We start from the raw sequence: 14,784 nt of genomic DNA on the forward strand, positions 1-14,784 counted from the left end.
TCAGTCTTCCTTCTTCCTGCGCAGCAGCAGGTTGGCAAGCAAAATCAGCGCCGTTGCCCCAACCAGCAGGCAAGAGGCCGAGATAACAGTGGGATCGAAGTCGTTGGCCAGGCCTTCGAACATGAGTTTTGGCAGGGTGCGGTTGCGAATCGTGGTCAGAAACAGCGCCATGACGACGTCGTCGAACGAGCTCACCAAGGCGAACACCGCGCCGCCAACCAGGCTGGGAATCAGCGCGGGCAGCATCACCAGCTGGAACATGCGCGGCCACGATGCGCCCATGCCCAGCGCGGCCAATTCCAGATTCGGGTCCAGGCTGCGCAGCGCGGCGCGCATGGTGATGTAGACATAGGGCGCGGCCAGCACCGTGTGGCCCAGAATCACCGCCATCGAGTTCGCCACCCAGCCAATGGGTGCAAACAGGTAGTACAGCGCCACCGCCGTGACGATGGCCGGCACCGACATCGGAATGATGAAGAACGCGTCCAGCCAGCCCTGGCGGCGCGCGGCCAGCCGGCTCACGCCCAGCGCGGCAGCGGTGCCAAGCACCGTGGCAAGCAGCGTCACGACGATGGCGATCTTGGTGCTGGAGGCCAACGCCGCCAGCCACTTGCCGTCAGTGAAGAAGTTCTCGTACCAGCGCAACCCATAGCTGGGCGGCGGAAAGATCGGGAAATCTGTCGTGCCAAAGCTCATCGGAATCACGACGACGATGGGCAGCAGCAGGAAGATCGCGCAGGCCACGCCCAGCAGCGCTGCCACGCGCCCGCCGGGTGTGCGCCGGTAGCCGGCGTGGTTGCTGCCCTTGCCGGAACTCGCGCTGATCAGGTTGTTCAGGCCGAAGAGCCGGTTGAACAGCCATAGCGACAGCAGCACCGTCACCAGCAATACGCCAGCCAGCGCCGACGCCAGCCCCCAGTTCAGTTCTTCGGTGATGTTGTGCGAGATCAGTTCGGCCGCCATGCGCTGGGCAGGGCCGCCCATCAGCGACGGCGTGATGTAGTAGCCCACCGCATTCATGAACACGATGATGCCGCCCGCGACCGCGCCGGGGCTCGTCAACGGCAGGATGACCTTGCTGAAGATCCCCGCGGACCCGGCGCCCAGGCTCTGCGCGGCCTGCACCAGGCTGCCGTCCAGCGACCGGAACGACGCATACAAGGGCAGCACGACAAACGGCATCAGCACATGCGTCATGCCGACCATCACGCCGGTGAAGTTATAGAGAAACGCCATGGGTTGATCCAGGACGCCCACCGTGGTCAGCAGCGTGTTCAGCGGCCCATTCTTGCCCAGCAGCGCAATCCACGCCGACGTGCGCACCAGCGCGCTGGACCAGAACGGCAACAGCACCGCGAAGAACAGTACGCGCGCCACCGTCGGCGATACCGTCGCCATCAGATAGGCCAGCGGATAACTCAACACCACGCAAGACACGGTGACCGCCGCGGCAATCGTGAAGGTGTTGCCCAGCACGATCCGGTAGATCGGGGTGTCCAGCAGATGGCGGTAATGCGCCAGCGTCAGGCCGCCGTCCTCGCCTTTGAATCCATTGCTGAGCAAGCCAGCGATGGGGCCGGCGAAGAACAGCAACAGGAATAACAGTAACGGCAATGCGGCCAGGGCCGCCACGCGGCCGCGCCGGCGAGCGGCGGCCGGACGGAGTCGGGCGGCGGGCAGGGGAAGGGCGTCGGTGCTCGTAGTCATGGCAGGGGACGCCGGCGCGCACGCCGGCGTTGGGTAAGGAAGGTGGCGGATCAGCGGGCGCGGACCTGGTTGTAGCGCTCGGTGATGGCGGGGCCGTTGGCGTCCCAGAATTCCGAGTTCAGGAAGATGCTGTTCTTCAGGCGCTCGGTGGTCGACGGCAGGCGTTCCAGCCGCTTGGCATCTATCAGGGGCAGGGCCGCTTCGGTGGTCGGGCCGTAGGCGATGTACTTGCTGAACTCCGCCTGGTTCTTGGGCTGGATCATGAAGTTCAAGAGCTTGATGGCCGCATCGCGGTTGGGTGAACCCTTGACGATGGCGAAGTAGCCGACTTGCGCAATGCTGTCGCCCCAGCCCATCGCAATCGGCAGGCCTGAATCGATACCGGCCTGAAAGCGCCCGTTCCAACCCAGCGCCATCACGACTTCGCCGCTGCCCAGCGCGTTGACGGGCTCGGCGCCGCTTTTCCACCAGCGCGCCACATGCGGCTTGATGGCTTCGATCTTCTTGAAGGCGCGATCCAGGCCTTCTTTGGTGGCCAGCACCTTGTAGACGTCGGCGGGCGCCACGCCATCGGCGATCAGCGCGGCCTCGATCACCGTGGCCGGATCATCCTGCAGGGTGCGCTTGCCGGGGAATTTCTGCACATCCCAGAAATCCGCGAAGGTGCTGGGTTGCGGCTTGCCTGCGGGAAAGGCTTGCGTGGAAAAACCGATGTTGGTCGAGAAGATTTCCGACGGCACGCCGTAGTCGCTGCGCGCGTTGGCAATGACGTGATCCTGCTTGACCATGTCGGGCGTGATCTTTTCAAACACGCCCAGCTTGATGCCGCGCGTGAGGCGGGCGCTGTTCTCGGTCACCACGTCCCAGGTAACCGACCTGGTGTCGATCATGGCGCGGATCTTCGCCACTTGCGGGTCGGTGTCCTCGTGGATGGTGATGCCGCTTTCCTTCGAGAACGGCTTGAGCCACGCGTCACGGATGGCGCCCTGGTAGTTGCCGCCCCAGCTTGCGAAATTGAGTTCTGCTGCTTGTGCCACGCCCGTGGCCATTGCCAACGTGGCGGCAACAGCGCACGTGACGTTCTTCCATTTGAGATGCATTGCTTGGACTCCGTTCGAGAAGAAAAACGCGATGGGCAAACCTGCCCCGATCCTGGGCATATCGCCTCAGCAAGTCCTTGGCATGCAAATTGCATGCCAACGGTATGCCAAGCATCGCAATTCGTTTTTTTTCGGAGTTCTTCACATGTACGACGTAGACCTCAATTCCGACCTGGGAGAGAGCTTTGGGCCCTACAAAATCGGCTCGGACGAGGCCATGCTCGACCTCATCACATCAGCCAACGTGGCCTGTGGATTTCACGGTGGCGATGCTTCCGTCATGCACCAAACCGCGGCATCCGCCCTAAAACGGGGCATAGACGTGGGCGCGCATCCGGGCTTTAACGACCTGTGGGGATTTGGCCGGCGCAAGATCACGGGCGATAGTCCGCAAGCGATTGGCGACATGATTGCGTACCAGATCGCCGCGATGCAGGGGATGGCGCGCGCGGCGGGGCATCGCGTGTCGCATGTCAAGCTGCATGGCGCGCTGGCCACGCAGGCCTTCGAAGACCGCGCGTTGTCGGAGGCCTTGACGTGGGCCATGCGCGCGCTGGACCCGGACCTGGTGCTGGTGTGCACGCCGCATAACGAAACCGAGCGCGCCGCGCGCCGGGCGGGCATCCGCGTGGCGTGTGAAGTATTTGCGGATCGTCTGTATGGCGACAACGGTCTGACGCTGCCGCGCAGCGAGCCGGGCGCCGTCATCCATGACCCGGTGGCGGCGGCCGCGCAGGCGCTGCGCATGGTGCGCGAACAGGCGATACGGACGGTAGGCGGCAAGGTTGTGGCGATGCCGGTACACACGATCTGCGTGCATGGAGACAACCCGCAAGGGGTTGCGATTGCGCAGGCCGTGCGCGACGCGCTGCTGGCCGAAGGCGTGCGCCTGCGGCCGATCTCGCAGCTGGACTTTCAGTAGGGCTTCTTTAGAAAGGCGCGTCTTTCTGCGCCTGCTTGATCAGCGCCTTCAGCACGCTTGCAAAGCGCCGGGCGGTGCTGGACAGCGGGCTGCTGGCCGAATTCAGCAGATGGATTGCGTGGCCCAGCGCCGGGTCGGTGGGCAGCAGCACGAAGTCTTTGCCGAAGCTCGGGTGATAACCAAATGACTCGATCAACGCCACGCCCACGCCTTGCCGCACCAGCGCCAGCGCTTCGGGTGTCGAGCGGATTTCGATCTGCGGCTGCACCGGCACCGGGCCGGAATTCAGGAAGCGGCTGGCGAGCCGCCCGAATGGCGTGTCCGCGCCGTAGCCGATCAGCAGATGCCCCTGCAGATCTTCGGCCCGCACACGGCTGCGCACCGCTAGCGGATGGCCGCGCGGCACCGCACAGCCCAGCCAGCCCTGACCGATTTCTTCACTGACGATATTGGCGTTGACCGGCGGCGGCATCGACGCAAGGCCAAAGTCGGCCTGACCCAGCAGCAGGTGAGGCAACAGCGCATCAAAGGCCAGCGGCCGGTAGCGGATGGGCGTGTCGGGGTGGCGTTCACGAAACTTCTGGATGGCGTGCGGAATCAGCCATTCGCTGAAGCTGGGGCTGGACACCAGGCTGACCGCGCCTGCGGACCCTGCGCCCAATGCGCCCGCCAGGGCGTTGAAGCGGTTAACGCGGCCAAAGATCTCTTCGGCCTCGGCGTACAGCCGCCGCGCTTCCGGCGTGGGATGCAGCCGGCCTTTGACGCGTTCAAACAGCTGATAGCGCAAGCGGTTTTCAGCGGAGGCCAGCACGCGGCTCACAGCGGGCTGCGTCACGGACAGCATGCGGCCGGCTTCGCTCAGCGAACCGGTCAACATCACCGCGTGGAAAACCTCGATCTGGCGAAGCGTCAGGGCTCCGGGCGCGGAGGGGAGGGGGCCGGCCATGGGAAGGAATGTCCGCAAAGGAAAAGGGTGGCTGCCATTTTATGGCCTGACAGGCGCTGCGGCGCGCCCGCCACGCGGTCGCCATGACGTTTTGCGCGTAGCCCATAACTAAATGCACAGTCCTCGGCGATGCTTGTGCATTCGGCGCTGCGGCCAGAACCCTTTATTTTCAAGGACTTCCAGTCGATTCCCGCCGGCGGTGTCCTCGCTATCCCGCGCAAGGGGACGGCTTTCCGGCAAGCGCGGGGCGCGGCATGCTGCCAGCAACCTGTCTTTTACCCCTTCCAGGATCGCCTCATGTCTCGCATCGTCACTGTCGCCGCCGCCCAGTTGGGTCCCATTCAACGTTTGGAGGGGCGCGAGGTGGTGATCGGCCGCATGCTCCGACTGTTGGAGCGTGCACACCAGCGGGGCGCGCAGGTGGTGGTGTTTCCCGAGTTGGCGCTGACGACGTTCTTTCCGCGCTGGTACTGTGAAGACCTGGACGAGGCTGATGGCTGGTTCGAACCCAGCCTGCCATCGCCCGCCACGCAACCCCTGTTTGACGCCATCAAGCGCTTTGGCGTGATGGTGTATCTGGGCTATGCAGAGTTGGCGTGGGAGCCGGACGAGCAAGGCATCGCGCGCAAGCGCCGCTTCAATACGTCGGTCGTCATCGCGCCCAATGGCGAGATCGTGCTGAAGTACCGCAAGGTCCATCTTCCGGGCCACGCAGAGTTTGCCGAACACCGTCAGGTGCAGCATCTGGAAAAGCGCTATTTCGAAGTGGGAAATCTGGGCTTCCCGGTGGTGCGTGCACCGGTCGCGCCGGGCCTGGACGCCAATCTCGGCATGCTGATCTGCAATGACCGGCGCTGGCCGGAAGCGTGGCGCGTGCTGGGCCTGCAGCAAGTGGAACTGGTCATGCTGGGCTACAACACGCCCAGCCGAAATCAAGACAACCGCGGTTTCGAAGCGCATCACCTGCGCGTGCTGCATTCGCATCTGTCTATCCAGGCGGGTTGCTACCAGAACGCCACCTTCGCCGCCGCCGTCGCCAAGGCCGGCACCGAAGACGGCCACGAACTGCTGGGCCATTCCATCATCGTCAATCCGCAAGGCGAAATCATCGCCATGGCGGCCACCTGGGACGACGAGCTGATCGTTGCCGACTGCGACCTGGATCTGTGCGAGCTGGGCCGCAACACCGTCTTCAACTTTGCCAAGCACCGCCGCCCCGAAGCGTATACCCGCCTGGTCGAACAGACCGGCAGCGTGGCCCCCGCCGTGTGGACGCCGTCGGTCTGACGCGCCCCAATCGACTCTTCCCCCTGGATTGAACATTCCTCATGACCGCGACGCTTCTGCCTCCGACCATCGAACATGAAATGCTGGGCACGATGCGCGTGCCCGGCTACGCCGACGTCACCGCCGCCGCCGAGCGCCTGGGCCCCTACGTACGCCGCACGATGCTCCTGCGCTCGCCCGTGCTGGATGAATGCGCGCAAGCGCCCATCTGGCTGAAGCTGGAAAACCTGCAAGTCACGGGCTCGTTCAAGGCGCGTGGCGCGTTCAACGCGCTGCTGAATATGGATGCCGAACAACGCGCGCGTGGCGTGGTGGCGTATTCCACCGGCAACCACGGGCAGGCGGTGGCGTGGGCCAGCCGTTGCCTAGGCGTGCCCGCCACCATCGTGATGCCGGTGGATGCGCCGGAGAACAAGGTCGAAAAGGCGCTGCGCCATGGTGCGAAGGTCGTGCGCTACGACCGGCTGCGCGAAAGCCGCGAGGAAATCGGCATGCGGCTGCTGGCCGAAACCGGCGCGACCTTGTTGCCGCCGGGGGACCACCCCGATGTGCTGGCGGCGCAGGGCACGCTGGCGCTGGAAGCCTTGCAAGACCTGCCCACCGCCTCGCGCGCAAACCTGGGGCTCTTCGCCACGCCGTGCGGCGGCGGGGGCATGGCGGCGGGGTGTTCGCTGGTGTTGCGAGAGCTGGCGCCGCAGGCCCGCATGGTGGCGGTGGAGCCCCGTGAATACGACGACACGGTGCGATCCCTTGCGTCCGGCAAACGTGAAGGCAACCCGCCCGGCGCCAAGACTATTTGCGACGCCTTGCAGGCGGCCACGCCGGCCGAACTGCCCTATGCCATCAACAGCCGCAGCCTGAGCGCGGCGGTGTCGGTCAGCGATGCCGAAGTCGCCGCCGCCATCCGCTTCGCGCTGGATGAACTGCGGCTGGTCGTGGAACCGGGTGGCGCCGTAGCGTTGGCGGCCTTGCTGGCTGGCCATATCACGGCCGAGGGCCGCGACGCCATCATCGTGCTGTCGGGCGGAAATATCGATTTGCCGTTGTTGCGCCAGATTGCCCTGGGCTAAGCGCGCAAGCGTTTGGTTCCAGATCGGCGGGGCCGCAAGGCCCGGCCATGCCGTACCCGCGCCGGACGCAGAGCTGGCGCGGCAAAACCCATAACAGTCCAAGGAAGAAAACCATGTCCACGCACCAAAGCAGCGCCAAGCGCTGGCTCGCCGCGGCGAGCGCCGCGCTGAGCCTGACGGCGGCCTCCGCCGCCCAGGCCGCCTACCCCGAGCACCCGGTCACCATCATCGTGCCATTCAATACCGGCACGACACCCGACCTCGTGTCACGCCTGCTGGCCGCGGAAATGGCCAAGCAGACGGGCGGCAACTACGTGGTGCAGAACCGCACGGGGGCCTCCGGCATTATCGGCACGCAGGCGGTGGCCAACGCCGCACCCGATGGCTACACGATCGGTTTCGCCAACGTGGCCACGCTGGCCATCAACCAGGGCCTGTACGCCAAGCTTCAATACGACGCCGACAAGCAATTGGCGCCCGTGGCCTTGACGGGTTCCGTGCAGAACCTGCTGGCCGTACGGCCGGGCCTGAACGTCAAGAGCGTGGCCGAACTGATCGCGCTGGCCAAGAAGGAGCCAGGCAAGCTGGTGGTGTCGTCGGGCGGCAACGGCACGACGGGGCACCTGAGCGCCGCCATGTTCAGTTCGATGGCCGGCGTGGAGTTCATGCACGTGCCATACAAGGGCGGCGTCGAGGCGGACCTGGCCGTGCTGCGTGGCGAAGCCGACCTGGTGTTCGACAACATCTCGTCCATCGCATCGTTCGTGGACCAGGGCAAGGTCGTGCCGCTGGCCGTGACCGATCTGCAACGTGACCCGTCCATGCCTGCCCTTGCCACGCTGGATGAGCAGGGCCTGAAGGGTTATCGCGCGGTGGCGTGGACCGGTTATGTGGCGCCCGCCGGCACGGATCCCAAGGTGCTGGACTACCTGAACGCGGCCATGAACAAGGCGCTGCAATCGCCCGACGTGCAGGCGAAACTGAAGAGCCTGTCTTATGTGCCGAACATCGGCCCACGCCAGCAGCTGTTTGACCGCGCGCATGCCGAACGTCCGGTGTGGGCGCAGGTGATCAAGCAAGCCAACGTGAAGATCGACTGAACGCCATGAACCTGACCACCGTGACCCATGAACGCTACGACTTGCTGATCCGTGGAGGCACGGTGATCGATGGCACGGGCGCCGACCGCTTCCGCGCCGACGTGGGCGTGCGCGCCGGCCGCATAGCGGCCGTCGGCGACCTGGACGGCGCACACGCCACGCAGGTGCTGGAGGCCGTCGGCCGCATCGTGGCGCCCGGCTTCATCGACACGCACACGCACGACGATCGTTACCTGTCGATCGACCCTGGCATGCCCGCCAAGCTGAGCCAGGGCGTGACGACGGTAGTGACGGGCAACTGCGGCATCAGTCAGGCCCCGTGGCGTTCGGGCTGGCGCAGCGATGTGCCGGCGCCGGTCAATCTGTTGGGCAATGACGTCAGCGATTTTCCCTACGAGACCTTTGGCGCGTACCTGCGCAACCTGGACCTCCACCCGCCCGCCGTGAACGCCGCCTGCCTGGTGGGCCACACCTCGCTGCGCGCCGCTGCGATGGACGAGTTCGACCGGCCCGCCACCGCCAGCGAGATCGAGCACATGCAGGCCTTGCTGCGCGAGGCCATGCAAAGCGGCGCGATTGGTTTGTCCACCGGTACGGCGTATCCGGCCGCCATGCCCGCCACGCTGGACGAACTGATGGCGGTGGCCAGCGTGCTGCGCGAGCAGGGCGGCATGTACGCCAGCCATATCCGCGACGAAGGCGACCGCATCTTCGCGGCGCTGGACGAAGCCTTCGCCGTGGGCGAGGCGGGCGGCGCACCCGTGCTGATCTCGCATCACAAGCTGATTGGCCCGCGCAACCACGGCCGCTCGGTGCAAACGCTGGCGCACATCACCGAAGCCAGCCAGCGCCAGGAAGTGGCGCTGGACTGCTATCCCTACGTGGCCGGCTCGACGATTCTGCGCAAGGATCGTCTGGCAGTGTCCAGCCGCGTCATCGTGACAAAGTCCGTGCCGCACCCGCAATACGCGGGACGGGACTTGGACGATATCGCGCACGATATGGGCGTAAGCCCGGAAGAGGCGGTCGACGCGCTGCAACCGGCGGGCGCCATCTACTTCATCATGGACGAGGCCGACGTCGAACGCATCCTGGCCTATCCCGGCACGATGATCGGCTCGGATGGCATGCCGCACGACCCGGCGCCGCACCCACGCCTGTGGGGCACGTTCCCCCGCGTGCTGGGCCATTACTGCCGCGACGTCGGGCTGTTCACGCTGGAGCAGGCCGTGCACAAGATGACCGGCAAGCCCGCCGCTTATTTCCGCCTGCCGCAACGCGGCCGCATTGCGGTCGACCACGCGGCGGACCTCGTCGTGTTCGACGCGGACACCATCGCCGACACCGCGACGTGGTCGTCGCCGACGCGCCAGGCGGAAGGCATTGACTACGTGCTGGTCAATGGCAGCGTTGCGTGGCGGGCCGGCGCAGGCACCGGGTCGCGCACCGGCAAGGTAATCCGGCCGAAATTGTGATGCTCCCCGGCGCGTACTGGCAGTCGGGCGACGGAAATGATGTTGGGATCAGCGGTCCGGGGCCGGCCAAATCCGGAACCTAGCGGTTAACGAGCCGTTTGGGCAAGGTAAGGGTCAGGGCCGCGCCGATCAGGGCGACGCAGGCGATAAAGATCACGCCGTTGTCGGTGCTGCCCGTCATGTCCTTGACCAGCCCCACTACATAGGGGCTGACAAACCCTCCCAGGCCGCCAAAGCAATTGATCATCGCCACGCCTGCGGCCATGCCGACGCCGGACAGAAAAAGGCCTGGAATCGTGAATAGCATGGAGGTAGTGCTGTAGGCGCCGATTGCGGCAATCGTCAATGACAGTAAGGCCAGCCCAATCGAGTCATGGAACCAGACGCTGCCGATAAGACCAACGCAGACGCAGGTGAAGGGGCCCACCAGGTGCCAACGGCGTTCGCGCATTCGGTCGGAGCTGCGGCCGATGAGAATCATCACGACAAAGGCGGCGGTAAAGGGCACGGCCGTATATAGGCCCACGTGCATGACGTCCCCTACATTGAGTTGCTGGACCAGCGTCGGCAGCCAGAACGACACGCCGTACGAGCAAATCGCCGAGCAGAAGCAGATGAACGTCATCTTCCAAACGCGTCTGTCCCGAAGGGTTGCCGCGAGCGAACCCGTTGCCTTGTCGTGCCTGGTCAGATCGCGTTCCGCTTGAATTTCCCGCTCGATCAGATCGCGCTCGTCGGTTGCCAGCCAACGCGCATTGGCGGGGTTGTCCGCTAGGTACTTCAGGCACAGCAGCCCCAGCACCAGCGAAGGAATCGCTTCAATCAGGAACATCCATTGCCAACCCGCGAGGGAGTGCGCCCCATGGCCCCAGCCGATGATCGCGCCGGACAGCGGTGCGCCGATCATGCCAGATAGGGGCACGGCGCCAACAAATAGCGCCACCATCTTTGCACGCTTGTTCGCAGGAAACCAATAGGTCAGGTACAGAATTACGCCGGGGTAGAAACCGGCCTCGGCCGCGCCCAACAGAAAGCGCAGTACGTAAAACTGCGTGGGCGTTTCGACGAAGGCGAATCCGGCCGAGATGAAGCCCCACAGGATCATGATGCGCGAAATCGTCTTTTTGGCGCCGATACGCATCATCAGTAGGTTGCTAGGCACTTCGAAGATTAGATAGCCAATGAAAAACAGGCCTGCACCCAGGCCGTAGATGGCGTCGCTGAAGCCAAGATCGTTAAGCATGTGCAGCTTGGCGAAGCCGATGTTGATGCGGTCCAGATAGGCGGCTACGTAACACAGCATCAGGAACGGCATAATGTGCAAGGCGACCTTGCGGTAGACAGCGTTGCGCTCCAGCGCCTGGCCCGCCTGCGCGGGAGGATTCAATGTTGCTTGCACGGCTTACCCCTTGTTTGATCGGCAGACGTCCGGACTCGCACCTGGCTGGCCCGGACGCGGCCGTTATGGTTTGAGTTGAAAGATGGCTTCCACTTCCACGGCCATGCGCGACGGCAGGGACGAGGCGCCAGTCGCGATCCTGGCATGGCGTCCGGCGTCGCCCAGCACGGCAGCGATCAGGTTGGAAGCGCCGTCCAAAACCTGCGAATGCGCGTCGAAATCGTCGGCGCAATTGACCACGCCTGCCAGCCGTACCGCGCCGACCACGCGCGTTAAGTCGTCGCCGCATGCCTGCGCAAGATGGCCCAGAACATTCAGCGCACACAGTTGCGCGGCCTCCCGGCCTTGCTCGATCGTCAGGTCGCGTCCGACGCGGCCCGAGAACATCAGGACGCCGTCCAGGCGCGGTGCCTGGCCTGCGACGAACAGCAGGTCCGTGGCCCGCACGGCAGGCACGTACCTGCCGCGAGGCGGGTTGGCGGCCGGCAGTGTCAGGCCCAGGCCGCGAACCCGCGCGGAGATCGTGGCAGCGCTCATTTGATCTGCCTCCAATCACCCTGATGGCCCTGCCAGTTGATGGAGTGACCAAGGGCGCGCATCACGCTGCCACGCAACGCGCGCACCATTCCGGCGTATTCCTCCATGGCAATGCCATCATGTGCCGGCTCTGGTGCCATGAACATGCCGTCCACGCCGCCGCTGGCCACGCACATTTCGGTGCTGCGGGTTTCCAGCTCGGGCGTATGGAACACCACGGGGTTCTCCAATAAGGCAGACAATGCCGCCACTACGCCCGTTGCCCCGAAATTGGACACATTGGACACTACCAGCCAATCGGCGGCCGTTACGGCCGCTACGCCGCCACGCCCCGGCATGCCGGTATCGGCCGCTTTTGGGGAAAAGCGCGGCAGGTCCTGGGCAATCACGCCCATGCCCAGCTCGTTGCCGCCATCGCCGATACCGATGAATGGGATGCCGGCCGCTTGCACCTGTTCGAACAGATAATCGAGATTGGCCACCAGGCCGTCCAGCGGTCGCCCCCCCAACCCGTGATAAAGCCCTTTGGCGTTACGGCCCGGACGTTCGATGGCGATGGCGGCGCAGGGGCGCGTCACCCGCATCAGTTCATCGCAGATGGCCTGCGAGGCCTCGTCGCCTTTGGGTACGGTCTTGATGTATACCGGCCGCAGGTACTCGATGGGCCGGATGACGCCATCGGCCGGGAAGGGCATGGGTGCCATGCCAGCGCCGCGGCAGGTGGCAATCATCATTGCTTCCCAATCTTCGTCTATGACGATGACTGTTTCGCGGCGCATGCCAAGAAAGAAGGCGCGCGCCATCAACGCAGCGCCAATCGGGCCGTCGGTCTCGGGTGCGCCACCGCCCTCCGGAAAGCCGGTGGCGATCAGTATCGGGCCGGTTTGTGCTTGCGTCGCCTGGTACAGGCGTTCGGCTGCGCCCATGCACGCATGCCCCGGCTGCCGGGTCTGGAGCGCAGCGTACAGGTTGCCGATCAGTCCGACGCCCGTGTAATCCAGCCGCATGAACTCGTCGATCGTGCGGGCAACGCGTTGATAAGTAGTCGATTCGGGATTCAGCATGATGTTTCCGGTGACAAGCGCCGCTTAACGATTGAGCGCTTCAATGAAGACAGAGGTATCCACGTTGCCGCCGCTCAGGATGACCACGATGGTCTTGTCGGCGGCGTCCAGCTTGCCCGCCAGCAAGGCGGCCAGCGGCACGGCGCCGCCCGGTTCAACCACCAGCTTCAGGTGTTGGTATGCGGCCTTCATGGCTTGCCGGACGTCGTCGTCGGTCACGACCAGGCTGCCTGCCAATAGGTGCAGATTGACCGGAAAGGTGAGCTTGCCGGGGCGCACGACCTGCAATGCGTCGCAAATGGAGCGGGCGCCTGGTGCATTGGACTCGGGCTGACCCGACGCCAGGGAACGTGCCAACTCGTCGAAGCCAGCCGGCTCGCCCGCATAGACCGCCGTCTTGGGCGACAAGCTTTTCACGGCCGTGGCAACGCCGGCGACCAGTCCGCCGCCGCTACTGGCGGCGATGACCGCGTCCAGGGCTACGCCCCGTTCGGTGGCTTGTTCGATGATTTCCAGGCCCACCGTGCCTTGGCCCGCCATGATGTGCGGATCGTCATAAGGCGGCACCATGACCGCGCCGGTGCGGGTGGCGATCTCCGCTCCGATTGCTTCGCGGTCATCGTTCTGGCGGTCATACAGGATGACTGTCGCGCCATTGGCGCGCGATCCTTCAATCTTCGCCTTGGGTGCGTCCGACGGCATGATGATGGTTGCGGGAATGCCCAGCTTGCGGGCAACTGCCGAGGTCGCCAGCGCGTGGTTGCCCGATGAAAACGCCACGACGCCTGCCTGGCGTTGCGCCGGGCTGAGCTGCAGCAGACGGTTGCACGCACCGCGGAACTTGAAGGCGCCCGCATGCTGAAGGCATTCGGCCTTGACAATAATCCGGCCGCCCAACAGGTGGTTCAGCGTCTGGCTTTCCAACAGCGGCGTGCGGACGATGTGCGCACGGATGCGTTCATGCGCTTGTTGCACTTCGCTGAGCGATATAGCGAATGGAGGCGGAGTAGAGGGAAGGGTCACGGTGTTTCTTTCCTGGCTGAATGCGATATTGCGCAGCCATTACAGCGTGACCGTTCGATAAGAACCAATCGTGAATATGGATCGAACTGGATAAGTTCAGCTTATCCATGGGGGCCACGCCCTGGAAACCCGGCGAGCGCGCGGAGACGACGCCTTCGGCAATCAGGGAAAGCACTAATAGGATGCGGGGCAGGCGACCCGCATTCGCACCGTCGCGCTACTTTGCCATGCGGCGCATGCTGCGGCGGCGTGGACTGGCCGCCATGGACGCTTGGGCGATTTCGCCGGCGAGCTTGGCCAGGGCGAGCTTGGTGGGTTCGTCGCTGCCGCGCGCGTAGGCCACCGCAAATGTCAGGTCACGCAGTTGCAGTTGCGTATTGCGTATCTTCAGGCGGCCTTGCTCGACCTCTTTCAGCACCGCCAGCCGAGGCACCACGCAAATGCCAAAGCCGTCTTCCGCCATGCGCACGATCGTGGATAGCGACCAGTTGGTGAAAAAACGGGGCGCTCCATGCTCGGGCGTGGTCAGTTCCTGACGTAAATACGTGTAGGGGTACGTACGCTTGGGGAAGGTAATCAGGGGGTGCGCAGCCACATCGCTATTGGACAACGGTTCCTTGCCCGGCTTCAGCGATGGCGAAGATAGGAAATTAAGCTCGTAGCTGCAGAGCGTGGTCTCGACCAGCTCGTCATCCAGTTGTGGGCCCAACAGAAACGCCATGTCCAGCTCGCCGGACTTGAGCGAGTCACGCAGGGTAGGAGTAATGTCGACCACGATGTCGATGCTCAGGTTGGGATACTTCCGCTGCACCTGCTCCAGGAACTCCACCAGCCACGTGTGCACGATGGTCTCGGCCACACCGAGGCGCACCACGCCGCTGACGGCTTGTTCTTCCGCAACCTTCAACATCATTTCGGTATGCAGCGCCATGAACCGTTCGGCATAGTCGTACAAGACGCGCCCCTTGGTGGTGAGCTTGATGGCGCGTGAGCTGCGGTCCAGCGCCTTGACTCCGAGCTCCGCTTCCAAGGCTGCAATGCGCTGCGACACGGCGGGCTGCGTCGTGTGCAATTTCACCGCGGCCTTGTTGAAGCTGCTTAGGTTCACCACCCAGTAGAAAACTTCGAGGCTCTTGAAATTCATGCGGATCTCG

At 64.4% G+C, this 14,784-nt stretch carries 13 protein-coding genes; 5 read left to right on the forward strand and 8 right to left on the reverse strand.

Annotated elements, in window-relative coordinates; all coding sequences use genetic code 11:
• Both CQ050_RS23380 and CQ050_RS23385 read right to left on the reverse strand, forming a co-directional pair.
• Positions 1 to 1,707, reverse strand: coding sequence for an ABC transporter permease subunit (locus CQ050_RS23380; protein ID WP_105559207.1), 1,707 nt, complete (start codon positions 1,705 to 1,707; stop codon positions 1 to 3).
• Positions 1,708 to 1,757: 50 nt separating this feature from the next.
• Positions 1,758 to 2,807 carry an ABC transporter substrate-binding protein gene (locus CQ050_RS23385; protein WP_233214255.1) on the reverse strand — a complete coding sequence of 350 codons (1,050 nt, stop codon included), beginning with the start codon at positions 2,805 to 2,807 and terminating at the stop codon, positions 1,758 to 1,760.
• Positions 2,808 to 2,952: 145 nt separating this feature from the next.
• Between CQ050_RS23385 and CQ050_RS23390 the strand changes: the two genes are divergently transcribed.
• The gene (locus tag CQ050_RS23390; protein ID WP_105559209.1) at positions 2,953 to 3,729 is read left to right on the forward strand and encodes a LamB/YcsF family protein; all 777 of its coding nucleotides are present in this window, start codon (positions 2,953 to 2,955) and stop codon (positions 3,727 to 3,729) included.
• Between the two features lie 7 nt (positions 3,730 to 3,736).
• On the opposite strand, the gene CQ050_RS23395 is transcribed toward CQ050_RS23390, so the two are convergent.
• Positions 3,737 to 4,675: a LysR family transcriptional regulator gene (locus tag CQ050_RS23395; RefSeq protein ID WP_105559210.1), complete on the reverse strand. Its 939-nt coding sequence runs from the start codon at positions 4,673 to 4,675 to the stop codon at positions 3,737 to 3,739.
• 297 nt (positions 4,676 to 4,972) lie between these two features.
• Here CQ050_RS23395 and CQ050_RS23400 point away from each other — a divergent pair, with 297 nt between their 5' ends.
• The 4 genes from CQ050_RS23400 to CQ050_RS23415 all read left to right on the forward strand — a co-directional run bounded on the left by CQ050_RS23400 (position 4,973) and on the right by CQ050_RS23415 (position 9,607).
• Positions 4,973 to 5,962, forward strand: a complete 990-nt coding sequence (locus CQ050_RS23400; protein WP_105559211.1) for an N-carbamoyl-D-amino-acid hydrolase — start codon at positions 4,973 to 4,975, stop codon at positions 5,960 to 5,962.
• A 41-nt stretch (positions 5,963 to 6,003) separates the two neighbouring features.
• The gene (locus CQ050_RS23405) at positions 6,004 to 7,032 is read left to right on the forward strand and encodes a threonine/serine dehydratase (protein WP_105559212.1); all 1,029 of its coding nucleotides are present in this window, start codon (positions 6,004 to 6,006) and stop codon (positions 7,030 to 7,032) included.
• Between the two features lie 113 nt (positions 7,033 to 7,145).
• Positions 7,146 to 8,132, forward strand: a complete 987-nt coding sequence (locus tag CQ050_RS23410) for a tripartite tricarboxylate transporter substrate binding protein (protein ID WP_105559213.1) — start codon at positions 7,146 to 7,148, stop codon at positions 8,130 to 8,132.
• A gap of 5 nt (positions 8,133 to 8,137) precedes the next feature.
• Complete coding sequence (locus CQ050_RS23415) at positions 8,138 to 9,607, forward strand: amidohydrolase family protein (RefSeq protein ID WP_199196908.1); 1,470 nt, start codon at positions 8,138 to 8,140, stop codon at positions 9,605 to 9,607.
• A gap of 79 nt (positions 9,608 to 9,686) precedes the next feature.
• On the opposite strand, the gene CQ050_RS23420 is transcribed toward CQ050_RS23415, so the two are convergent.
• From CQ050_RS23420 to CQ050_RS23440, 5 genes are all read right to left on the reverse strand, one after another.
• Positions 9,687 to 11,006 (reverse strand): MFS transporter, encoded by a 1,320-nt coding sequence (locus CQ050_RS23420; protein WP_199196909.1) that lies wholly within the window; start codon positions 11,004 to 11,006, stop codon positions 9,687 to 9,689.
• A 63-nt stretch (positions 11,007 to 11,069) separates the two neighbouring features.
• On the reverse strand, positions 11,070 to 11,543 hold the full coding sequence (locus tag CQ050_RS23425; protein ID WP_105559214.1) for a RidA family protein: 474 nt from the start codon (positions 11,541 to 11,543) through the stop codon (positions 11,070 to 11,072).
• Positions 11,540 to 12,607: a DUF4392 domain-containing protein gene (locus CQ050_RS23430; protein ID WP_233214257.1), complete on the reverse strand. Its 1,068-nt coding sequence runs from the start codon at positions 12,605 to 12,607 to the stop codon at positions 11,540 to 11,542. Before CQ050_RS23430 ends, CQ050_RS23425 begins: the two co-directional genes overlap by 4 nt.
• Before the next feature lie 24 nt (positions 12,608 to 12,631).
• Entirely contained in the window at positions 12,632 to 13,630 is a 999-nt protein-coding gene (locus tag CQ050_RS23435; RefSeq protein WP_233214258.1) for a threonine/serine dehydratase, read from the reverse strand.
• A 217-nt stretch (positions 13,631 to 13,847) separates the two neighbouring features.
• A complete protein-coding gene (locus CQ050_RS23440) occupies positions 13,848 to 14,774 on the reverse strand; it encodes a LysR family transcriptional regulator (protein ID WP_105559215.1) in 927 nt (308 codons plus the stop codon).
• Positions 14,775 to 14,784: the final 10 nt, after the last annotated feature.

Source organism: Achromobacter sp. MYb9, from assembly GCF_002975275.1.
In the GTDB taxonomy this organism is placed as follows: domain Bacteria; phylum Pseudomonadota; class Gammaproteobacteria; order Burkholderiales; family Burkholderiaceae_B; genus Achromobacter.